The 23,929-nt window shown below is 45.4% G+C and carries 18 protein-coding genes; 5 read left to right on the top strand and 13 right to left on the bottom strand.

Annotated elements, in window-relative coordinates:
- Positions 1-92: 92 nt before the first annotated feature.
- Positions 93-3,989 (bottom strand): phosphoribosylformylglycinamidine synthase, encoded by a 3,897-nt coding sequence (gene purL / locus F0251_RS10235; RefSeq protein WP_171730923.1) that lies wholly within the window; start codon positions 3,987-3,989, stop codon positions 93-95.
- A 329-nt stretch (positions 3,990-4,318) separates the two neighbouring features.
- On the opposite strand from purL, the gene mltF reads away from it, so the two are divergent.
- Both mltF and F0251_RS24565 read left to right on the top strand, forming a co-directional pair.
- Positions 4,319-5,887 carry a membrane-bound lytic murein transglycosylase MltF gene (gene mltF, locus F0251_RS10230; protein ID WP_171730922.1) on the top strand — a complete coding sequence of 523 codons (1,569 nt, stop codon included), beginning with the start codon at positions 4,319-4,321 and terminating at the stop codon, positions 5,885-5,887.
- Positions 5,888-6,214: 327 nt separating this feature from the next.
- Positions 6,215-6,346, top strand: a complete 132-nt coding sequence (locus tag F0251_RS24565) for a hypothetical protein (protein ID WP_017059878.1) — start codon at positions 6,215-6,217, stop codon at positions 6,344-6,346.
- A gap of 60 nt (positions 6,347-6,406) precedes the next feature.
- Here the strand turns inward: F0251_RS24565 and tadA are convergent, their stop codons facing one another.
- From tadA to F0251_RS10195, 7 genes are all read right to left on the bottom strand, one after another.
- Positions 6,407-6,955, bottom strand: a complete 549-nt coding sequence (tadA, locus tag F0251_RS10225; protein WP_061033250.1) for a tRNA adenosine(34) deaminase TadA — start codon at positions 6,953-6,955, stop codon at positions 6,407-6,409.
- Positions 6,956-7,080: 125 nt separating this feature from the next.
- On the bottom strand, positions 7,081-8,370 hold the full coding sequence (locus F0251_RS10220; RefSeq protein ID WP_061033251.1) for a hemolysin family protein: 1,290 nt from the start codon (positions 8,368-8,370) through the stop codon (positions 7,081-7,083).
- A 187-nt stretch (positions 8,371-8,557) separates the two neighbouring features.
- On the bottom strand, positions 8,558-10,120 hold the full coding sequence (locus F0251_RS10215) for an AbgT family transporter (protein ID WP_061033252.1): 1,563 nt from the start codon (positions 10,118-10,120) through the stop codon (positions 8,558-8,560).
- Between the two features lie 297 nt (positions 10,121-10,417).
- On the bottom strand, positions 10,418-10,867 hold the full coding sequence (locus tag F0251_RS10210; protein WP_061033253.1) for a prepilin-type N-terminal cleavage/methylation domain-containing protein: 450 nt from the start codon (positions 10,865-10,867) through the stop codon (positions 10,418-10,420).
- On the bottom strand, positions 10,857-12,194 hold the full coding sequence (locus F0251_RS10205) for a hypothetical protein (RefSeq protein WP_171730921.1): 1,338 nt from the start codon (positions 12,192-12,194) through the stop codon (positions 10,857-10,859). The genes F0251_RS10210 and F0251_RS10205 overlap by 11 nt, the downstream gene beginning before the upstream one ends.
- Positions 12,191-12,826: a PilW family protein gene (locus F0251_RS10200; protein WP_239930931.1), complete on the bottom strand. Its 636-nt coding sequence runs from the start codon at positions 12,824-12,826 to the stop codon at positions 12,191-12,193. Before F0251_RS10200 ends, F0251_RS10205 begins: the two co-directional genes overlap by 4 nt.
- Positions 12,810-13,358, bottom strand: coding sequence for a GspH/FimT family pseudopilin (locus F0251_RS10195; RefSeq protein WP_171730920.1), 549 nt, complete (start codon positions 13,356-13,358; stop codon positions 12,810-12,812). The genes F0251_RS10200 and F0251_RS10195 overlap by 17 nt, the downstream gene beginning before the upstream one ends.
- A 102-nt stretch (positions 13,359-13,460) precedes the next feature.
- Between F0251_RS10195 and F0251_RS10190 the strand changes: the two genes are divergently transcribed.
- The gene (locus F0251_RS10190; RefSeq protein ID WP_171730919.1) at positions 13,461-13,895 is read left to right on the top strand and encodes a type IV pilin protein; all 435 of its coding nucleotides are present in this window, start codon (positions 13,461-13,463) and stop codon (positions 13,893-13,895) included.
- Between the two features lie 138 nt (positions 13,896-14,033).
- Here the strand turns inward: F0251_RS10190 and dnaJ are convergent, their stop codons facing one another.
- The 4 genes from dnaJ to grpE form a co-directional block, all read right to left on the bottom strand.
- Positions 14,034-15,179, bottom strand: coding sequence for a molecular chaperone DnaJ (dnaJ, locus tag F0251_RS10185; RefSeq protein ID WP_008224495.1), 1,146 nt, complete (start codon positions 15,177-15,179; stop codon positions 14,034-14,036).
- A 284-nt stretch (positions 15,180-15,463) separates the two neighbouring features.
- On the bottom strand, positions 15,464-17,377 hold the full coding sequence (gene dnaK, locus F0251_RS10180) for a molecular chaperone DnaK (RefSeq protein ID WP_061033258.1): 1,914 nt from the start codon (positions 17,375-17,377) through the stop codon (positions 15,464-15,466).
- 471 nt (positions 17,378-17,848) lie between these two features.
- On the bottom strand, positions 17,849-19,123 hold the full coding sequence (locus tag F0251_RS10175) for a dicarboxylate/amino acid:cation symporter (RefSeq protein WP_004737574.1): 1,275 nt from the start codon (positions 19,121-19,123) through the stop codon (positions 17,849-17,851).
- Between the two features lie 400 nt (positions 19,124-19,523).
- Complete coding sequence (grpE, locus tag F0251_RS10170; protein WP_105059105.1) at positions 19,524-20,105, bottom strand: nucleotide exchange factor GrpE; 582 nt, start codon at positions 20,103-20,105, stop codon at positions 19,524-19,526.
- Positions 20,106-20,248: 143 nt separating this feature from the next.
- Between grpE and nadK the strand changes: the two genes are divergently transcribed.
- Positions 20,249-21,133, top strand: coding sequence for an NAD(+) kinase (gene nadK, locus F0251_RS10165; protein WP_061033260.1), 885 nt, complete (start codon positions 20,249-20,251; stop codon positions 21,131-21,133).
- A 294-nt stretch (positions 21,134-21,427) separates the two neighbouring features.
- On the opposite strand, the gene F0251_RS10160 is transcribed toward nadK, so the two are convergent.
- The gene (locus F0251_RS10160) at positions 21,428-21,715 is read right to left on the bottom strand and encodes a GIY-YIG nuclease family protein (protein ID WP_171730918.1); all 288 of its coding nucleotides are present in this window, start codon (positions 21,713-21,715) and stop codon (positions 21,428-21,430) included.
- A gap of 471 nt (positions 21,716-22,186) precedes the next feature.
- Here F0251_RS10160 and recN point away from each other — a divergent pair, with 471 nt between their 5' ends.
- Positions 22,187-23,851: a DNA repair protein RecN gene (gene recN, locus F0251_RS10155; protein ID WP_171730917.1), complete on the top strand. Its 1,665-nt coding sequence runs from the start codon at positions 22,187-22,189 to the stop codon at positions 23,849-23,851.
- The last annotated feature ends 78 nt before the right edge of the window (positions 23,852-23,929 follow it).

The following is a 23,929-nucleotide window of genomic DNA, read 5'->3' as shown; positions in this document are numbered from 1 at the left end:
CTGGTTCCAAAAAAATTCACAAAAAAAAGCGCAGACCTTTCGATCTGCGCTTTTAATTTTTGCTTAATCTAATCTAGATTAACGCGGCATGATTAACCCACATTCTTACGTGCGTTTTGGAACATACGCATCCAAGCGCCATTCTCGCCCCAGCCTTCAGGAGACCAAGAGTTAGCCACCGTGCGGAATACACGCTCTGGGTGAGGCATCATGATTGTCACGCGGCCATCCGTCGTTGTTAAACCTGTGATAGCGTTTGGCGAACCGTTCGGGTTGTTCGGGTATTGCTGAGTTTGGTTACCGTGGTTATCAACGTAACGTAGAGCAACCGTACCTGAGTTTTCAATCGCGTTTAGGTGGTCGTTGTCACGTACTTCTACGCGGCCTTCACCGTGAGAAACAGCGATTGGCATACGAGAACCTTCCATGCCATTGAAGAATACAGAATCAGATTTCTGAACTTCTACTAGGCTGAAACGCGCTTCAAAACGTTCAGATTCGTTGCGAACGAAACGTGGCCAGTACTCTGCACCAGGGATAAGTTCACGTAGGTTAGACAACATCTGACAACCGTTACACACACCTAGAGAGAAGGTATCTTCACGCTTGAAGAAGTTTTCAAATTGCTCACGAGTCGAATCGTTAAACAGAACCGACTTAGCCCAACCTTCACCAGCGCCTAGTACGTCACCGTAAGAGAAGCCACCACAAGCCACAAGGCCGTTGTACTCTTCTAGAACCGCTTGACCCGTAAGGATGTCGCTCATGTGAATATCAGTTGCTTCGAAGCCTGCACGGTCGAATGCTGCTGCCATTTCAACGTGAGAGTTAACACCCTGCTCACGTAGAATCGCCATCTTAGGCTTAGCGCCAGTGTTGATGAACGGTGCAGCAATGTCTTCATTTACGTCGAAGCTCAATTTCACATTTAGACCCGGATCTGAGTTGTCTTTCTTCGCTTCGTGCTCTTGGTCTGCACATGCTGGGTTATCACGTAGACCTTGCATCTTATGCGTCGTCTCAGCCCAGATAGTACGTAGCTCAGTACGGTTACGTTCAACCACAACAGACTCGCCAGACTTAATCACTAGCTCATCAGATGCTTCAACAGAACCAATTACGTGTGAGCACGCTTCTAGGCCGTTTGCCGCAAGAGTTGAAAGAACCGCGTCTAGGTCATCGTTGCGAACTTGGATTACCGCACCTAGCTCTTCGTTGAATAGTGCTGCTAGCGTGTCTTCACCTAGAGCTCCAATGTTTGCATTAACACCACAGTGACCAGCGAACGCCATCTCAGCCAGTGTTACGAACAGACCACCATCGCCTTTATCGTGGTAAGCCACAACTTGGTCGTTAGCAACCAGTGCTTGAACGCCTTCGTAGAAACCTTTTAGCTGTGCTGCGTTGTCTACGTCTGCTGGCTTGTCACCAAGCTGCTTGTAAACTTGCGCCAGTGCCGTTGCACCTAGACGGTTTTTGCCGTTACCTAGGTCGATAAGAACCAGTGAAGTGTCACCTTTGTCAGTACGAAGTTGAGGCGTAATTGTCTTACGAACATCTTCAACACGAGCAAATGCAGTGATAACAAGAGATAGCGGAGACGTTACTTCTTTCTGCTCGCCGTTCTCTTCCCACTTAGTCTTCATCGACATTGAGTCTTTACCCACTGGGATAGTTAGACCCAGTGCTGGACATAGCTCTTCACCCACTGCTTTAACCGCTTCGTAAAGGCCTGCATCTTCACCTGGGTGACCCGCTGGAGACATCCAGTTCGCCGACAGTTTAATGTGTTTGATATCGCCGATGTTAGTCGCTGCGATGTTTGTGATTGCTTCACCAACCGCTAGGCGAGCCGATGCGCCGAAGTCTAGCAATGCCACTGGCGTACGCTCACCAAGAGACATCGCTTCACCGTGGTAAGAGTCATAGCTTGCTGCCGTTACCGCACAGTTAGCAACAGGAATCTGCCATGGGCCAACCATTTGGTCACGAGCTACAAGGCCTGTTACCGAGCGGTCACCGATGGTGATAAGGAATGTTTTCTCAGCGACTGTTGGCAAGCGAAGAACACGGTCAACCGCTTCGTTCATCTCGATACCAGAACGGTCAATCGCAGGGTTGTTTGCTTTTTGCGTTTTCGCGTCACGGTGCATCTTAGGTGTCTTACCTAATAGGATGTCCATTGGCATATCGATTGGCGTGTTGTCGAAGTGTGAATCTTCTAGTTTAAGTTCACGCTCTTCCGTTGCTTTACCAACCACGGCGTATGGTGCACGTTCACGCTTACAAATCGCGTCGAACGTTGCCATGTCTTTATCAGCAACCGCCATTACGTAACGCTCTTGAGATTCGTTACACCAGATTTCAAGTGGGCTCATACCCGGCTCATCGTTTGGCACGTCACGCAGGTTAAAGATACCGCCACGCTCGCCATCGTCTACAAGCTCAGGAAGTGCATTTGAGATACCGCCCGCGCCCACATCGTGGATGAATGCGATTGGGTTCGCATCACCTAGCTGCCAACAACGGTCGATAACTTCCTGACAACGACGCTCCATTTCTGGATTTTCACGTTGTACAGAAGCGAAATCTAAATCTTCTGAAGAAGAACCAGAATCCATTGAAGACGCTGCACCGCCACCAAGGCCGATGTTCATCGCAGGACCACCTAGAACGATTAGGCTTGCACCTACTGGGATCTCTTTCTTCTGAACGTGCTCGTCACGGATGTTACCAAGACCACCAGCCAGCATGATTGGCTTGTGGTAACCACGTACTTCTTCACCTGCGTGAGAATTTACTTTCTCTTCGTAAGTACGGAAGTAACCTAGTAGGTTTGGACGACCAAATTCGTTGTTGAATGCCGCGCCACCAAGAGGACCTTCAAGCATGATATCCAATGCAGTAACGATACGGCTTGGCTTACCAAAATCTGTTTCCCAAGGTTGAACAAAGTTAGGGATCTTAAGGTTAGATACAGAGAACGCCACTAGACCTGCTTTTGGCTTACCACCAATACCTGTCGCGCCTTCATCACGGATTTCACCGCCTGAACCTGTCGATGCGCCCGGCCATGGAGAAATAGCCGTTGGGTGGTTGTGCGTTTCAACTTTCATCAAGATGTGTGTTTTCTCTTGGTGGTAGTTGTACTGACGAGTTTCTGGATCTGGGAAGAAACGACCCACTTCAGAGCCAGTCATTACTGCCGCGTTATCTTTATAAGCAGACAGAACGTTATCAGGAGTCACTTCAAACGTATTCTTAATCATCTTGAACAATGATTTTTCTTGCTTAACGCCGTCGATAGTCCAATCAGCGTTGAAGATCTTGTGACGACAGTGCTCTGAGTTCGCTTGTGCAAACATCATTAGCTCGATATCAGTCGGGTTACGTTCAAGCTTAGTGACAAAGCTTTCAAGTAGGTAATCAATCTCATCCTCTGCAAGAGCGAGACCTAGGGTAACGTTTGCTTCTTCAAGCGCTTTACGGCCGCCGGTAAGAAGATCAACTTCCGCATAAGGTGCTGGTTCTGCAACGGTGAACAATGCTGCTGCTGATTCGAAGTCAGTGAAAACCACTTCCATCATACGATCGTGAAGAATCGCTTTCAGCTCAACAAGTTGAAGCTCAGAAAGTTCAGAAGACGTTTCAATGTAGAAAGCCGTACCGCGCTCTAGGCGAGATACTTTCGCTAGGCCACAGTTATGTGCGATATCTGTAGATTTTGAAGACCAAGGAGAAATAGTACCTGGACGAGGTGTAGCAAGCAGCAGTAAACCTTCAGGTTCATGCTCTTCAATCGTTGGACCGTAAGTCAGTAGCTTTTCTAGCTTCTCAACTTCAGACGCGTCTAGGTCTGCTGTTAAATCAGCAAAGTGGGCAAACTCAGCGTAAATACCTGTTACAGGTAAGCTTAATTCACGACAAAGCTCTAAAAGCTTGTTAACACGAAACTCAGATAGAGCTGGGGAGCCACGCAAAATTCTCATGTGCTTAGGTCTCTTATGCAGTTGATTAAGGTGATATTGGAATAAATTCAGTGGGTTAAAGGAAAAACCTAACTGTTTTCTTCGAAGCTATTCCCGAAGGTTTAAAAACCTATGCCGATCCCACCTCTTCAATGCGAGCGCATTATAAAGCATTTTTTTTTGTGACGTAACACCAAAAGCAACCGTTTGCGTGATTTTTTTCATGTTTCTGCGTAAATGCCAGTTTTGCTGCATTTATCACCACTTTTACATCAGTTTAATGAAACCTACTTTGCCAGCCTTGCGGGGTTTGGTATAAAGGGGCTTCCACTTTTCGAGATTTCATTTTGATGCCTAAATTTTCTCTCATCTTTTTGTCTAAGTCCTTTCTGCTGGTTATCGCTCTGTTTGGGCTAACCGCATGCCAGATTGAATCTGAGCCTAAAAGTGTCCTCGAGCAGATACGAGAGCGTGGCGTGCTTCGTGTCGGTACTCTGAATAACCAACTCTCTTATTACATTGGTCCTGATGGCCCAGCTGGTCTCGATTACGAATTAGCTCGTGAGTTTGCACAAGAGCTGGGGGTGAAGCTTGAGGTTAAACCGGCTTACCGTCTATCCGGCCTATTCCCCGCCCTAAAGAAAGGCGAGATCGACCTAATCGCTACAGGGTTAACGCAAAACAACAAACTGACGCGAGCTTATCGTGCAGCGCCTGCTTATTACTACGTAAGCCAACAAGTGGTGTACAAAAAAGGCCAATGGCGTCCAAGAAACCTAGATCAACTGATCAAGTTTGAGAACGAACGTCAGGCTGAATTCATCAAAGCGCAAGCTGAATCAGAAGACGCGTCACCTAACGAGACTCTGACGCCCTCTTTAGTAGTGGTGAAAGACTCACACTTTGAGCCCACACTTAAGCAGTTACAGAACACGCATAATGACTTCATCTACGATGCAATAGGCAATGCCGACATCAATGATCTGCTAAAAGAAGTATCAACGGGCGAGCGCCTATTTACGGTTGCCGATTCTATCGAACTATCACTAGCACAACGTTTGTACCCAGACGTAGCATTGGCGTTTGAGCTTACTGAAGACCAACCTATCTCTTGGTACTTAGAGAAGTCTGAAGATGAAAGCCTGTACGCATTGCTGATTGAGTTCTTCGGTAATCTAAAACAATCCGGTGAACTTGCTTCGCTAGAAGAAAAGTACATCGGTCATATCGGCACTTTTGATTACGTTGATACTCGTGCCTTTATCCGCGCGCTCGACAGCAAGCTACCAAAATGGTCGCCACTGTTTCAAAAGTACTCGCAAGAGTTTGACTGGCGCCTGATTGCTGCACTGGCGTATCAAGAGTCACACTGGAACCCAGTCGCACGCTCACCAACCGGTGTTCGTGGCATGATGATGCTGACACTGCCGACCGCGAAGAGTGTTGGGGTGACCAACCGTCTCGACCCTAAACAGTCGGTACAAGGTGGTGTTGAGTACCTGCGTCGTATCGTGAACCGAGTACCAGATTCAATCACACAACATGAAAAGATCTGGTTTGCGCTTGCTTCATACAATGTCGGTTACGGACACATGATGGACGCACGTCGCTTAACCAAAGCGCAAGGCGGAGATCCTGATGCTTGGGGTGATGTAAAAGACAGACTGCCTCTACTAAGACAGAAGAAATACTACAGCCAAACTCGCTATGGTTATGCCCGTGGTGATGAAGCTAGAAACTACGTAGAGAACATTCGCCGTTATTACCAAAGCATCATCGGCCACGTTAATAAGCGTAATAAAGAACAAGAAGAGAGTCTTGAAGGGTTGATCGTTATTCCACCTTTAGAGACTTCTGGGGCTGAATCTAGCATCAGCGCTGCAGAGCCAACAGTAAGTGGTTCTGAGCCTTCGAAATAAAACCAAAAGAGCAATGCCTTCCAGCATTGCTCTTTTTTATTACGTTTTCTATCGCTTACACAAAGGAGAGATACGGATAAAAGACCGTGATAAAGGCGGTGTCATATTACAGTAACAATCGCACCTTATAACGACACACCACAATTAAGATTATCGTTCTGCTGCGCTTGGTTATTGGCTATTGGCCATTGGCCGAAGTTAAAGGCTTGAGACTAGGATTGCTCTTCTATGTCTGCCTCTGTGCGACAGACCAAACAGACGAATCACACTATAATTAAGTCGTTAATCCAAACGACACAGTCAGACGACCAATAGGAAATCATTGAGATGATGAAGAAACTGAAATCGAAACGCTTGGATAAGACAGTTGCAGCAAACCGTCGTAAGCGTATGCTTTCAAATAATAAGAAGAAGATCATTTGGCGCAACCGTGCTTTCATGCAGATGATTGCCGAGTAAACTCTATAACCAAGTAAGCTGGTTTGGCACTCTTACTATGAGAGTGCCTTAAACTTGCTGCTATTTCTTTTTAAGCGCCTTGTCTGCTTCTAACTGCTGCTCTTCTAGCAAACGCTCTTGCTTTCGCTTCTCTTTTATCTCTTTTCGACGACGCTTGAAAAACGCTTGTAGTTGCTCGCGACACTCATCCTCTAATAGCCCGTGCTCAACATCAGCATAGTGATAGGAAGCTTGGCTCTCAAACAAGTTCAACACCGTCCCTGCTGCACCCGCTTTTAGGTCTGGCGCGCCAAAAACAATGCGCTTCACTCGGCTGTGTAACAAGGCACCCGCACACATAGGGCATGGCTCAAGCGTGACATACAAAGTGGTATCAAGCAGTCGATAATTTTCCAGAACCTGTCCCGCTTTACGCAAGGTTTCTACTTCAGCGTGCGCTGTTGCGTCATGGCTGCCAATCGAACGGTTCCACCCTTCAGAGATAATCTCACCATCTTTTACCAGTACGGCACCAACAGGCACCTCTCCCTCACGCTCCGCTTTTTTTGCCACTTCGATGGCACGTCGCATGAAGATTTCATCTTGAGGGGTGAATTGATGGTCTGACAAAGGGGACTCCAAAAACAAACAATAGAAACAAAAAAGGTATGCGGTGAAGCATACCTAATCTTAGTGATGATGGACAACAAAGAGATGCCCACCAATAGCCATGGACTGGATGATTAACTGTCAGTCTAGCTTTCGGCTGCAAGCAAATCATTAACGATTTGCGTCGCTTTGACGCTCACAATACGATTATTCTCAACCGAGATAATCTCAAACTGCCACTGCTGACACTCAACGATCTCTCCCGTCTCAGGCAAGCGACCTAGCAGCCATGTGATGAGTCCGTTTAGAGTTTGGAAGCCCTCGCTTTCACCCTCTAACTCTGAAAGCTCCAAGCGATTTTTCAGTTCGCTAATCGGGATTAATCCATCCACCAGCAAGCCATCTGGCAGAGACTCAGTCCAAAGGTCGTTCGGGTTGTTTGATAACTCTCCCGCAATCGCCTCTAGAATGTCGTAATGAGTCACGAGGCCTTGAACATCGCCATACTCATCAACAATGAATGCCATCTCAGTGCCCGACTCTTTAAAATAACCAAGGAGGCGTAGCGCCTTCATCGATTCCGGTACATAGATTGGAGATTTAGACAGCCCCATGATCACTTGAATACTTAGATTACCCGCCTGATTCAATAAAGCCTTGGCAGACACTGTGCCTACCACCTTATTTAGATGGTCTTGGCATAGAGGGAATACGCTGTGCTTTGATGAGCGGAGCTGCTTCAAGATGTTCTCGACAGGTTGGTCGACATCCAGAAAATCGATGTCTCGACGTGGCGTCATCAATGAGCTCACTAAGCGATCATCAAGCTGCAAGATATTGCGAATCATCTCTTGCTCACCACGTTCAATCACACCGGAGTCTGAGCCCTCTTTAACAAGCGCATGAATATCGTCTTCCGTCACACTGTCTTCTTCGCCACCTCGGCCCATCAACTTAAGAATACCTTCCGTTGAAGCAGACAAAGCAAAAACAAACGGCGTCGCGATTTTAGACAACCAATAGATTGGCATAGCGACCAACACAGCGATGGTTTCCGCTTGAGATTGAGCAAAGCGTTTTGGTACGAGTTCACCAACAACAATCGCAAAGTAAGTAATACCGACAACGACGACCGCGGTAGACAGAACATTCGCTTGCGTTGCATCCATGCCCCACAGTTCTAGTTGCACGGCTAGTGGTGCAGATAACGTCGCCTCACCCACGATGCCGCTGAGCAGGCCTATGACGGTAATACCGATTTGAATGGTTGAGAGGAAGCGAGTTGGATTTTCTTTAAGCTCAAGTGCGATCTGAGCAGAACGGTGCTTTTCGGCCAAGCGTTTCAGCCGACTATTTTTTGCTGCTACCAATGCAATCTCAGACATGGCAAACAGACCATTTAAAACAATTAACCCTACCAGAAGCAGAATTTTCATGATGTTTTGGATTTCCTAATTTTACCGGCCAACAATTAGCCGTAATCCGGAGTATAAGCTGAGTACCTTTCTTTTTGATATAAAAATTTTTGGATATGAAAATAGAGCGGAAAAATAGCACAAAAAAGCCCGCACATTTCGGTGCGGGCTTAGTAATGAATAAAGCTTAATTTTGCTTAGTTCAATCTTACATTGTGTAAGTGTAAGGTGCTTGGATACCTAGTGGAATACCAAGAGCCCAGTAAGCTAGCAGGAAGATAGACCAACCGATTAGCATTGCAATCGAGAATGGCATCATTAGAGAAGCTAGAGTACCGATACCTGTAGACTTAACGTAGCGTTGGCAGTAAACAACAACCAGTGGGAAGAACACCATTAGTGGAGAGATGATGTTAGACACTGAGTCACCAACACGGTAAGCCGCTTGAGATAGCTCAGGAGAGATACCTACAACCATTAGCATTGGAACTAGGATTGGACCGATAAGTGCCCACTTAGCCGATGCAGAACCAACAAGAAGGTTAACTGAAGCCGTTAGTAGAATCATACCAACGATTGTCGCTTCACCAGGAAGGTCCATCGCTTTCAGGCCTTCAGCACCGTAAAGTGCCAGCATAGTACCAATGTTTGATTGACCGAATGCCGATAGGAACTGTGCACAGAAGAACGACATTACAATGTACGCGCCCATCGTAGCCATTGTCTCAGACATCGCCTTGATTACGTCATTGCTGTTCTTGAAAGTACCCGCTACACGGCCGTAAACGATACCTGGGATGATGAACAGGATGAAGATCAGAGGAACGATAGACTTCATAACTGGTGCAGAGAATGCTGTTAGCTCACCTTCAGGAGAACGCAGTGCAGAGTTCTCAGGGATTAGAGCCGCAACAAGCAGACCAATACCAGCAACCATTGCCCAACCTGCGTATTTGAATGCTTTTGATTCAATTGCAGTGAACGTACCTAGATCAGGTGCTTCTTCAGCATCTTCATCAACTGGCGTGTTCGCTAGGCGAGGTTCGATGATCTTCTCAGTTACGTACCAACCGATAGCAACAATAAGAACTGAAGATAGGCCAGTAAAGAAGATGTTCGCTAGAGGGTTAATCACGTATTCAGGGTCAAGAACGTTTGCCGCTGTTTGCGTGAAGCCAGCTAGTAGCGGGTCGATACCTGAAGGGATGAAGTTCGCAGAGAAACCACCTGATACACCAGCAAATGCTGCTGCAATACCCGCTAGAGGGTGACGACCCGCAGCGTGGAAGATGATACCGCCAAGAGGGATTACTAGAACGTAACCTGCATCAGCTGCTGTGTGAGACACGATAGCAACCAAGATTAGCATTGGCGTAAGTAGCTTAGCTGGCGTGAAGTTCAGCATCTTCTTAAGGCCAGTAGTAATGAAGCCTGAAGAGTCTGCAACGCCAACACCTAGCATAGCAACAAGTACGATGCCTAGTGGTGCGAAGCCTGTGAACGTAGTAACCATATTCGCTAGGAAGCTAGCAAGCGCTTCACCAGTCAGTAGGTTGTTTACTTCTAGAGCAGCACCCGTTTGAGGGTTGATTAGATCGAATGAAAGATTCGACAAAAGTGCAGATGCTACCCATACGATAACTAGAGCCCAGAAGAACAGGATTGCTGGATCTGGAATTTTGTTGCCGGCGCGTTCAATGAAGTTTAGAAAGCGATCCATTCCACTGATCTTGTCAGTCGAAGGTGCTTTTTTTACGGCTTGGTTACTCATTGTAACTCCATATGTGATGTTGTTTGTTTAGGCCTAATATAAGTTTTTACCACGGCCTATTGGTACAACACATATTCTATTAAAAGCCCCCATAAAAAGCACAAGATTCCACCCTAAATTCCATAAATGGAGACATATTTTGCAAAAATAACATACAACCACAACAATATAAAAACACAAAAAACACCATTCCATATACATGGATTTAACCAGTAATTAAACAATGTCCGAGGAGTGAAAATTGTCCGTAAAAGGAGTGGCGTAAGCCTTGGCATGCAGTAAACGTTTGCTTAGGGATCAGTCAAACTCACTGTATTTGGAAAGCATAGTTTCGAGATAAATACTTTGCGCGCGGTTCATACGATCTTGCCATGCAATTGTGACAGTAATGTTTTTGAGCGCGCCAGATAAGGCTCCGTTCGCATTGGTGACTTCACATGTCATCGAATACGCAGAGCCCGATAAACCGGATAAGGGATCTGAACTCGCAATGTTGAGACAGTAGCTCGATTGATTTAGTTCCTCAAAAGGAATAAGCCCTACCGCCCCACTAACATTGAGCGCGCGAGTTCGATAATACTCCATCTGCCTTTCCGCAAAATGCAAAGCTTCCACACTCTGGAGCGCATGATCCGACTTTTGTTCCGCATACACCTGTAATTTAACCAACCCTAACGACGCGACGCCAATCAGCAGAAAAGAGATAAGTACCTCTAGCAAACTGAAGCCAGAATTCTTAGAAATCACTCCATGAGCCTCGCTGCCATTGGTACGTAGAAGGCGGGTCACTTGGGTTCGAATCCGCACGAAAATCCATGTCCATATCCCCCACTATGGTCGTCACTCCCGAGGGAGAATCAAAGATAAGACCACCAGAAGGCAAACCAGAAGCAAATTGAATCCCGACACTCTTTTTAATCACGCTAGCCTCATCGATGTCTTTGATAAAAGGCGCAAACACGTTGTTAGCTACAAGCGAGTTCCAGAAATTATCGACTCTCGTTTTCACATGGCTCTTTTGATAATCAACCAAGTGATAAATCACCCCGTTGTAAGTCATGGCTCCATTCAGCGCGAGCACACCATCTTGAATCACGAGAAGTTGAGATGGGTTATTTGCAGCTGCTACCGCTGCATTGATGTGACAATTACCTTCAATCCATAGCCCTTTGGTTTGGCCTATCGTAAAGTGCTCCATGATCTCAGGGCCACACTCCGTCGCGTTCAATAGCTGAACATGCTTAAACAAGTCCGTATCTTGCGACAGATCGAGAATATTTTGTTCCGTTCTAGCCATACCAAAGAAGGTGTAAAACGGATTCATATTAGGATCTGGATTAAAGTCTTTCATGAACGGCGGTGGATTGGTTCCTTGATAATAGTCAGGGGCAGAGATCGAATAAGTACTGCCTGAAGTACCTTTCGGGATCGCCGTTTTATAATCGCTGTGACAAACGCCATCAAAGCCAGAAAAAGGGCCATCAGCTGCTGGATCCTTAACTTCTAACCCCAACACCTGCGTTGAATCACCATGAGTCGCATCATATTGATAAGTAAACAGATCAGCGAATGAGACACTGACACACTCATATTCATTACCACTGATTGGCTCTTCTTTCGCTGTTGGCTTGAGACTCAACGTACCAACTATCTCTATTGGCCCCGTCGACTGGATTGCTCCCGTGCCTAACTGAGACTGTTCTCTTATCGTCTTATAAAGGGAGTTGGTGTTCGAAGAAGACGTCACCAAATAAGCACTAGAACTAGCACTGCTCGATACATCGATTTGAGGCTGATTTTGATAAGGAGAACACCAATCTTCAAAGTCGGCTGGACGAGTACTGGCATCTTGAATATCAGCAACCGTCTTATCTAATTCAAGCAGATAAGCGTAAGTGCACTCTAAACCACCTTCCGCTTGCCAGTGTTCTTTGCGCGCTTGGACCTCATTTTGCGCCCGCTTGATTTGATAGAACGTGACCTTAAATGAACCAAGAGAAACGATCAGTACACCAATCAAGAGAATACTGACTAACATCAGCGTTATCGCTCCTTGTTGCTTATCACTCTTCATTGCCAGTTCCTTTGCACAACGGATGTCATCACTTTTTGGCTCAAATCCGCATTCACTAACGACGCCTCAAGCGTCATGTTGATCCTTTGAGAACTCGCCTGACTGCTCGATATGTCTTCCACAGAAACAGAGAACGCATCTATCTGAATTTGTCGTTCGAAGAACAAACTTTGACACGTCATCGTCACATCACCGCTTACATTGCTAAATGGCTTTTCATCGATAGCCAAAAGATCGGTCGATTCTCCAAGGCAGTAGTTGAGCTTATTGTCTTTGAACTGATAAACAATATTTCGATAAGCAGATGAAGTACTATTTTGCAGATAAACAAAACCAAGATAAGCTTCATCAGCACTGATTTTCTGGGCATAAATCGTATTTGGTGCACCTGATAACTTTACCGACTGTCCGGCATTGGCGTTATATCCGGCACGCAAAATCTCTTCTTTCATCATTTGTGCAGTGGAGAACAAGTTCTGTGAAAGGAGCACCTCCAGGCTTTTCTCTGAGCTTAGACGTTGGTTAGTGATGAACACACTACCAATCGTCCCTATAACAATCACGCCTATAGCAGAGGCCACCATCATTTCTACCAAGGTACTGCCTTGAGCAAGCTTAGTTGCAGATCTCATAACCATAATGACCAATGCTGTTGCGCCCATCGCTATTAGGGTCGCTGCTGCAAATCCGAATACGCCCTGTTGTATTTGATGCCTTAATAGAAAGTTCTTCAGACGGGGTACTCACTGAAGCTATGGTGACGTTACCATTAATAAAGCGACCTCTTACTCCATCAATAGAGATTGAGTTCTGATTTAAAAAGCTGAACGAGACTGTGGTATCTTGATAGGCTGAACCATCAAGATGCATCACCACATTACCTGGCACATAAGAAGCGGTAGTGCTGAGAACCAAATCCCACTCACCTTCTGTATCCTCAATCGCACCTAACGTATTCGAAACCAAAAATAGAAGGTGTAGTTCTTGATTTCGGGCAATGGCTTCGGATCGCGCAGTAACCAAGAAACCATGAACCTCAGGGGCGAGTCTTTGAATTTTGGAGGACGCTAATAGATAACTAAAACTCGGGGCAGCAGCAGCCAGCAGTACTGAAAGTACCACGACCGTAATCAGCAGCTCTAGAAGCGTAAACCCGCGAGTCATTTCCCAAATTCCTATGTAATTCAGTGCGTAACCGTATTTAATCTTGCAGCGATGCTACCACCGGAGAAGAATGTACTGGGTTATGAAAGGAAACTACTCGCGATGATTCGAAAAAATATATGCAACAGCAACAACATAAGCATGAGAGGGATGACATTGATCGAGTTATTGCTGGCTGTCGTCATCGTGGGAATACTTGGGGCTATCGCTTACCCGAGTTATACCAACCATGTCATGAAGGCGCATCGTGTCAACGCGTTGGCCGACATGACCAAAATACAATTAGAGCTGGAAACCCTATATACAGATGACTATGAATCCGCAGCACAGGGGATTATCTCCGCCGGGACGTGCAGCTTTTGCGATACCGATACAAGCCGATACACACTCGCTATCTCAGCAAGCAGCACTACCTATATCATTCAAGCTGAGCCGCACGCACCACAGACAAACGATGACTGCTTAGACTCAACGACTGATATTTTAGAGTTACACCACTCTGGGATCTCGGAACCAGAAGCATGTTGGAAGTCATGAGATAAGCCAATTAATCTCATGCATTACCTGTTATCTTTTTCTGTTTTCTACAGACACAAAAAAGCCTGCTAGATGAGCAGGCTTTCTATTTTCATCATTAAGTTAAAGTATCAATAACTTAAGAGTTCAATAACCTAATTACTTAGTTAGGTCATCGAAGAAGTTTTTAACGCCGCTGAAGAAACCTTCAGACTTAGGCTTGTGCTTGCTTGCCGCTTCGCCGCCACATGTCTCTTCAAACTCACGTAGAAGTTCTTTCTGACGAGAGCTTAGCTTAACTGGCGTCTCAACCACTAGTTTAACGATTAGGTCACCCACACCGCCGCCACGAACGCCTTTCACGCCTTTGCCACGCATACGGAACATACGGCCCGTTTGTGTCTCTTCTGGCACCTTAAGGTTTACACGACCATCCAGTGTTGGAACTTCAACTTCACCGCCTAGAGCAGCCATAGAGAAGCTTACTGGTACTTCGCAGTAAAGGTTGTTACCGTCACGTTCGAAGATGTTGTGCTCTTTTACGTGAACTTGTACGTATAAGTCGCCAGCTGGAGCACCTTGCTCTCCCGCTTCACCTTCGCCAGATAAACGAATACGGTCGCCAGTATCAACACCAGCAGGGATCTTAACGTTAAGTGTTTTCGTCTTCTGCTTACGGCCTTGACCGTGACAAGAGTTACATGGGTCTTTGATGATCTTGCCTTTACCGTTACAAGTAGGACAAGTCTGTTGAACCGCGAAGAAACCTTGACGCATTTGTACTTGGCCGTGGCCATGACAAGTGCCACAAGTTTGCGCAGAAGAGCCTTTCTTCGCGCCGCTACCATCACAAGTGTCACATTCAACCAGTGTTGGTACTTCAATCTCTTTTGATACACCACGAACCGCTTCTTCAAGAGTCAGTTCCATGTTGTAACGTAGGTCTGAACCACGTTGTGCACGTTGTTGACCACCACCACGACGACCACCGCCGAAGATGTCGCCAAATACGTCACCGAAGATATCACCGAAGTCACCTTGACCGCCGCCGAAACCGCCGCCGCCACCCATGCCGCCTTGTTCAAAAGCTGCGTGACCATATTGGTCATAAGCTGCTTTCTTTTGAGGATCGGTTAGGATCTCGTACGCTACTTTTACTTCTTTAAATTTGTCCGCTGCGCTCTCATCCCCCTGGTTACGGTCCGGGTGGAATTTCATAGCTAAGCGCTTGTACGCTTTTTTAATATCGCGCTCTGATGCATCGCGGCTTACGCCTAATACTTCGTAAAAATCACGTTTTGACATGTTCTAGGTCACCAAAATAATTGCTACTACCGAAAAGTAACTTCAGTAGTCTGTGTATCAATCTAGATAAAAGTTCTGCCGGCTGAATCACCGAATAAAGCTATTATCTAGATCGACAAGTCTAAATACAAATTTACGGGCGTGAGAGTTACCTCTGACGCCCGTATTAATAAGTCTTCGAGACAAATTTCTAAGCAGATAGCTTGAGTTCTAGAAGGAAGCGCGCAGCCTACGCTAGTAGGTGAGCACTTCCGACAACGAAATCAGGCTACTCTGCGACGAAATTATTTTTTGTCGTCTTTAACTTCTTCGAACTCAGCGTCTACCACGTCGTCGTCTTGCTTAGGTTGCTCACCCGCTTCAGCGCCAGCTTGCTGTGCTTGAGCTTGTTGTTGAGCGATTTCCATTAGCTTCTGAGCTGCTTGCATAAGTTCTTGAACTTTAGCGTCGATAGCTTCTTTGTCGTTACCAGACTTAACTTCTTCTAGTGCCGCGATAGCTGCTTCGATCTTCTCTTTCTCGTCTGCAGGTAGAGCTTCACCAGCTTCTTCTACTTGCTTCTTAGTACCGTGAATCATTTGGTCAGCTTGGTTACGTGCAGTTACTAGCTCTTCGAACTTCTTGTCCGCTTCTTTGTTAGCTTCTGCTTCTTGTACCATTGCTTCGATCTCTTCCTCAGACAGACCGCCTGATGCTTGGATAGTGATCTTCTGCTCTTTACCAGTCGCTTTATCTTTCGCAGATACGTTTAGGATACCGTCAGCATCTAGGTCGAAAGTTACTTCGATTTGTGGCATGCCACGTGGTGCTGGTTGGATACCTTCTAGGTTGAACTGACCAAGAGACTTGTTGTAAGTCGCTTGCTTACGTTCACCTTGTAGTACGTGGATAGTTACCGCGCTTTGGTTGTCTTCAGCTGTAGAGAACACTTGATCCGCTTTTGTTGGGATAGTTGTGTTTTTCTCGATTAGCTTAGTCATTACGCCGCCCATCGTTTCGATACCGAAAGATAGAGGAGTAACGTCTAGAAGTAGTACGTCTTTAACGTCACCAGCTAGTACACCACCTTGAACTGCAGCACCCATTGCTACTGCTTCGTCAGGGTTCACGTCTTTACGTGGCTCTTTACCGAAGAACTCAGATACTTTAGCTTGAACCATAGGCATACGAGTTTGACCACCAACTAGGATAACGTCAGTGATTTCGCCTACAGATAGGTCAGCATCCGCTAGAGCAACTTTTAGAGGCTCAAGAGAACGTTGTACTAGGTCTTCAACTAGAGACTCAAGCTTCGCACGAGTCACTTTGATGTTCATGTGCTTAGGACCAGTCGCATCAGCAGTAACGTAAGGTAGGTTTACGTCAGTTTGAGTAGTAGAAGAAAGCTCGATTTTCGCTTTTTCTGCTGCTTCTTTAACACGCTGCATTGCTAGTGGATCAGCTTTAAGGTCGATACCTTGCTCTTTCTTGAACTCATCTACTAGGTAGTTGATCATGCGGTTATCGAAATCTTCACCACCAAGGTGAGTATCACCGTTAGTTGAAAGAACTTCGAAAGTCTTCTCGCCTTCTACTTCATCGATTTCGATGATAGAGATATCGAATGTACCACCACCAAGGTCGTATACAGCGATAGTGCGATCACCACCTTGCTTGTCTAGGCCGTAAGCTAAAGCAGCAGCAGTTGGTTCGTTGATGATACGTTTAACATCTAGACCAGCGATACGGCCAGCATCTTTAGTTGCTTGACGTTGAGCATCGTTAAAGTAAGCAGGAACAGTTACAACTGCGCCAGTTACTTCTTCGCCTAGGAAGTCTTCAGCTGTTTTCTTCATTTTCTTAAGAACTTCAGCAGATACTTGAGGAGCAGCCATTTTTTGGCCTTGCGCTTCTACCCATGCATCACCGTTGTCAGCCTTAACAATGTTGAAAGGCATGATTTCGATATCGCGTTGAACTTCTTCATCTTCAAAACGACGACCGATTAGACGCTTGATAGCGAACAGTGTGTTTTGAGGGTTAGTAACAGCTTGACGTTTTGCAGGTTGACCAACTAACGTTTCGCCTTCTGTGTATGCGATTACTGATGCTGTTGTGCGTTCGCCTTCAGCATTTTCGATTACGCGTGGTTTGTCGCCGTCAAGAACAGCAACACAAGAGTTAGTAGTACCTAAATCAATACCAATGATTTTACCCATCAGGCTATCTCCGAAATATATTCTATTAAGTTTTTGCTATACCCACTGATGTGGGGGTGGTAATTAGAGATTCAACCCTAATACACAAAATTAAAGTGCAAATACAATTTGCTTTCGTATGCACCATAGATAAGGGCTCACGATACCTTTTCAAGGGTAAAAACGGATTTTTTTACATTTAATTTAATAAAAAGAATGATTAGGTAAGAATGCATCTCATTAACACACTAATATCCCCCTTAATTCGATTCAAAAGCCCCGTTTTACCTTGTGTGGACGACAGCTGGTGTTGCTGTACAAGCCTTATGGCTAACAATCGACGCTAATAAAAAACTCAACGCAACCGCGCTGCCCCACAGTACTCCAAATAAGATTTACAGTTATCACCCAATAAAAAACGGAGCCACTTGGGCTCCGTTTTCAATCAAGGCTTTCTACATAGACATTGTCTATGGAGGGAAGAACTTTTAATTAAGCTTCTGCTTTCTTCAGCTCAACTTCTTCATCTGCTTCAACGCCAATTTCGTTTTCAGATTTAGCAACGATAGTGTTTACCGCTGTGTCACCCACTACGTTTGAAGAAGTACAGAACATGTCACAGATACGGTCAACAGCAGCAACAATCGCTAGACCTTCTGGTGGCAAACCTAGTTGGTGCAATAGAACACCGACCATCACAACACCGCCACCAGGAACACCACCAGCACCGATAGACAGTAGCAGGATAGTTAGACCTAGAGTAAAGATATCAGCAGTGTTGATTGGCTGACCAAATGCGTTTGCTACGAACATAGTTGCTAGTGCGATGTAGATAGATACACCAGACATGTTCATTGTTGCACCTAGTGGTACACCGAAGCCCGCAACTGACTTAGATACGTTTAGCTTGTCAGTAAGAGTGCGCATTGTTACTGGGATTGTTGCATTCGAACTTGCAGTAGATAGTGAGAATAGAACTTGCTCACGAGTTGCACGTAGGAACTGCTTTGGAGAAATACCAGTGAATGAACCCACCATCATTGGGTAGAAGAAGAAGATCCAGAACACAAGCATTGCAACAACAAGCGCTACGTAGCCAGCTACTGACATTAGCGTGTTTGCATCTAGTGTCGCACCTAGTTGAATCATAAGAGCGAATACACCGTATGGCGCTAGGCTCATTACTAGGCCGATAAGCTTCATCATGATTTCGTTAGCCATCTTGAACGTCTTGATAGCTGGGCCACCACGAGAATCAAGCGCTTGAATAGCAAGACCAGTCAGAATCGCCATGAAGATGATTTGTAGCATGTCGCCGCTTGCGAATGCTTGTACTGGGTTGCTAGGAACGATGTTCACAACAAGAGAGAAGATGTCTGGTGTTTCTGTTGTTGTAAGTGCAATCGTCTCAGAAACCGTACCTGCTAGGTTTGCACCAGCACCAGGTTGGAAAATAAGACCAATCGTTAGAGCAGCCGAGATCGCGATGATGGTGTTAATAATGTAAAGACCAAAGGTTTTACCACCAAGACGACCAAATGAACGGATATCTTTTAGTTCAACGATACCGCAAACAATAGATACATATACAAGAGGCACTACTAGCAACTTGATAAGTGATACGAACATACCACCAGCGCCTTCTGCAGCACCAAGTAGGTAAGTGTCAAAAATAGCGATTCCGCTGAATAGGTACTGAATAGCAGTACCAATAATCAGGCCGACAAACAGGCCTACAAAAATCTTACTTGAGAGCGATTTATCCATCGTTCTTCTCCAGTCTGTTGTGTTTAAAATTTGTACTTTTATAGTTGTATATGCGAGTAATATCGCTATATGGCAGTGGATTTTACATACAAAGATAACAATTAAAAGCATTTGTTTACAAAAATATCACAAGTGTGACATCAAAACATTTTCTCATTAACAACCAGTTTCATAACACAAAACTCTAAACCGCTGTTCTGTATGAAATAAAAAGAACGACATCCTTAATGCACTTTGAAGGACTATTTACGCGGATTCTCAAATGACAGGCACGAAAAAAGAGAGGCATAAACCTCTCTTCTTATTTCACATCAACTAGTGAATTATGTTGTAACTGCAGTTCGCTTGATCAGTAAAAAGTCGAACCTTTCACTATGCAAGCACCACAAGCACCACTCAATTACTTAGCAACCATTACCATTGCAGGACGAACTACACGACCGTTTAGCTCGTAGCCTTTTTGCATCACGAACATAACCGTGTTTGATTCGTGATCTGGGCTCTCTTGGATAGACATCGCTTGGTGGAATTCAGGGTTGAACGCTTCACCTTCAGGGTTGATCTCTTTAAGACCAAACTTAGCAACTGTGTCTACGAATGTTTTGTGCGTAAGCTCTACACCTTCGTATAGTGGCTTAACCACTTCGTTTTCAGCGTCTGCAGCTTGCATTGCACGCTCAAGGTTGTCGATAACAGGCAGTAGGCCTTCAGCAAACTTGTTCAAAGCGAATTTACGCGCTTTATCAATTTCTTGCTCGCTACGGCGACGCATATTTTCAACTTCAGCTTTAGCGCGAAGAACAGAGTCTTGCTGATCTTTCACTTTAGTTTCGCTAGCTAGCAATGCCGCTTCTAGTTGAGCAATCTTTGCTTCCTGCTCATCAGCAGCGTCTGCGTTCAGTTCAGCTTCTTCAACTTTTTCTGCTTCAGCAATGATCTGATCTAGTTCTTCTTCGGTTACTTTGTTTTCTTCGTTGCTCATGATATCTCCAGAATTCGTTTCCAATGCAAGTGACAGGCGGGTTTGCGCCTCAAATTGATATAAAACACTCGCATAGACGTTCAACTTGCCTTTATTATGGGGATGAAGAATTTTGATTCAAGCCTAATTCGTTTGGAAACCTTATGAAAAAGCCATTTGAAGTGATCGCCATTATTGGTAAACCTCGAGATCAGCAAGCAATTCAGACTCATAGAGAACTCTATCAGTGGTTGAGTGCTGAGGGTTATCAAGTGTTTGTTGATGACAGACTCGCCAGTATTTTAGACGATATCCCAAAAGAACATTTTTCTAGCCTGGTCGACTTAGGTAAACGTGCCGATCTCGCCATTGTAGTCGGTGGTGACGGAAACATGCTCGGCGCCGCTCGAATCTTATCTCGTTTCGATATTTCAGTAATTGGTGTGAACCGAGGAAACCTTGGCTTCCTGACCGATCTCAACCCAGAAAACTTCCAGAGTGCACTGACCGATGTTCTCAAAGGCGAGTTCATGGAAGAAGAACGCTTCCTGCTTGAAACAGAGATCCACCGTCACGGCCAAATAAAAAGCCATAACGCGGCACTCAACGAAGCGGTACTTCACCCCGGCCAAGTCGCACACATGATTGAGTTTGAAGTGTATATCGACGACAGCTTCGCTTTCTCGCAGCGTTCTGATGGTTTGATCGTGTCGACACCAACAGGTTCTACCGCCTACTCACTTTCTGGCGGCGGCCCTATCTTGTCATCAAGCTTAAATGCCATCTCTTTGGTGCCCATGTTCCCACACACGCTTTCAAGCCGACCGCTTGTTGTCGATGGAAAGCGCCGCATCAAGCTGATCGTATCCCCTGATAACCGCGGCACTCAAGAAGTAAGCTGCGATGGTCAAATCTCGCTACCTGTATCTCCAGGCGATGAGATCCACATTTACCAAAGCCCAAATGTGCTCAAGCTGATCCACCCGAAAGACTACAACTACTACCATGTCCTGCGAAACAAGCTAGGCTGGTCGAGTAAGCTGTTCTAACTAAACGGCACTAGTAACAACCGAAAATTTCAAAGGCTGACGATATTCGTCAGCTTTTTTATTACCAAAGAGATTCCCTACTACGCTCCTTCGTCGCTATAGGGAATGACGGCAGCGAATAATAAACCTCATCCTAATCGCATTCCAGAACCGAGGAACGAGGTGTATAGAATCTCATCCACCAAAACAGATTCCCTACCACGCTCCTCCGTCGCTATAGGGAATGACGACAACGAACAATTAACCTCAACCGATCCGTCATTCCAGAACCGAGGAACGACTGAGTTGGGAATCTCATGTCAGTTCATCGTAGAGGTCACGTCGACTTGGATTCCGCTTATTGATCAAATTATCTTTCCAAGTTCGATTCCACCTCTTTAACTGCTTTTCTCTTTCAATTGCAGCTCTGAAGTCTTCAAAAACCTCAAAATAAACTAACTTATGGACATTGTACTTCTTAGTAAAACCATCAACTTCTCCTGTCCTATGTAACCAGCCCCTTCGCTTGAGATTCCCAGTAACACCAACGTAAAGAACTGAATTGGCGCGATTACTCATGATATAGACGGTAGGTTGTTTCATAGGCACTCTTGTTCGTTTTTCCTGAAGCTAGCAAACATTTGATTCTCAAGAGTGCGAGATAAGTATTAAGCAACCTTAAACAGATTCCCTACCACGCTCCTTCGTCGCTCTAGGGAATGACGACTACGAACAATAAGCCTCACCCGAACCGTCATTCCAGAATCGAGAGACGAGATGTCTGGAATCTCATCTACCGAAAAAATCAAAAAACAGATTCCCTACTACACTCCTTCGTCGCTTTAGGGAATGACGACTACGAACAATAAACCTCACCCGAACCGTCATTCCAGAACCGAGGAACGAGGTGTCTGGAATCTCTTTTCGCAAATAGACCTCAATATCAAGCACCTACAAACGAAGTTTGATTTGATCGATCTCACAAAAAATTTTCACCTGTCGACTTTACTGTATAAAGAAACAGTATATACTGAACTTATATACAGTATTGTTCAGTTATACAGGTAAATAAAAATGCTGGCTCATTTAAGTGTTAATAATTTCGCTATTGTTAAGTCTTTACAGCTAGAACTTTCTAAAGGCATGACAACAATCACCGGGGAAACTGGTGCGGGTAAATCTATCGCAATCGATGCTTTGGGTTTGTGTCTTGGAGGGAGATCCGATGCAGGAATGGTAAGACAAGGTGAAGAAAAAACCGAAGTCAGTGCTGCTTTTTTACTTGAGAACAATCTGCACGCAACTCGCTGGTTAGAAGATAACGAACTTCTAGACGGCACGGAATGCATCCTGCGCAGAACCATCTCTAAAGAAGGTCGCTCGCGTGCATTCATTAACGGTAGCCCGGTTCCTCTTTCACAATTGAAATCACTAGGGCAACTGCTGATCAACATTCATGGCCAGCACGCGCATCACCAATTGATGAAAAGCGACTACCAAATGGCAATGCTTGACCAATACGCGGGCCATTTAAACCTATTGAAATCGACACGTAACGCTTATCAAACTTGGCGACAAGCAGACAACCACCTAAAAGAGTTACGTGAAAACAGCCAACAAAACCAAGCTCAAAAACAGCTTCTTGAATACCAAATCAAAGAGTTAAACGAGTTATCTATTGGGGAGGAAGAATATGAAGAGTTCGAACAAGAGCATAAGCGCCTCGCCAATAGCGGAGAATTGGCCTCAACCTGCCAGCAAGCTATCGAGCTTATTTACGAAGGTGAAGAAGTTAATGCGCTTGGTATTCTGCAATCGGCCAATCACTCCCTAATTCAACTAGCAGAATTAGATGAGCGACTTGCTGAATTACCAAACCTACTTTCTGAAGCCATTATTCAGATTGAAGAGACCAACAGCGAGCTAAGAATCTACCTTGATAGCATCGACGTAGACCCTGCTCGCATGGCTTACGTTGAAGAGCGTTTCTCTAAAGTGATGTCGATGGCGCGTAAACATCACGTATTGCCTGAAGAGCTGTACAAACACCACCAAGACTTACTACAACAAGTAGAAGCGCTGGATTGCTCTGATGAGAAGCTCGAAGAGTTAGCGAATGACGTTGAAAACCAATACCAATCATTCGTAGCAAAATCTGAGAAGCTACATAAATCTCGCGTTCGTTACGCTAAAGAACTAAACAAGCTGATCACGCAAAGCATGCATGAACTGAGCATGGAAAAAGCGCAGTTTGCGATTGAAGTAAACAACACCAACACTCACCCTTCACCATTGGGTATGGATAACGTGACCTTTATTGTCTCTACCAACCCAGGTCAACCGATGCAGCCAATCGCTAAAGTGGCGTCCGGTGGTGAGCTATCACGTATCTCGTTAGCGATTCAGGTGATCACTGCACAAAAAGTAGATACACCAAGTCTGATTTTCGATGAAGTAGATGTGGGTATCAGTGGCCCAACCGCCGCTGTAGTTGGCAAGATGCTGCGTAAACTAGGCGAATCAACTCAGGTAATGTGTGTGACTCACTTACCTCAAGTTGCCGGTTGCGGTCACCAACAGCTGTTTGTGGCAAAGAACACGAAATCAGGTAAAACCGAAACTCAAATGCATACACTTGATGAGCAACAGCGCGTTTCAGAGCTGGCTCGACTGCTTGGTGGCAGCCAAATCACCGAGTCGACTCTTGCCAACGCAAAAGAGTTATTAGTCGCAGCTTAGATTAAATCTTCAGCAACTTTCTGATAATTTAACGAAAAATATTGGCAATTTTGCAACTAAATTCAAAATTGCCAGTCA

The sequence above is a fragment of the Vibrio sp. 070316B genome (genome assembly GCF_013114115.1).
In the GTDB taxonomy this organism is placed as follows: domain Bacteria; phylum Pseudomonadota; class Gammaproteobacteria; order Enterobacterales; family Vibrionaceae; genus Vibrio; species Vibrio chagasii_B.
This window is presented reverse-complemented; position numbering and strand designations above follow the sequence as displayed.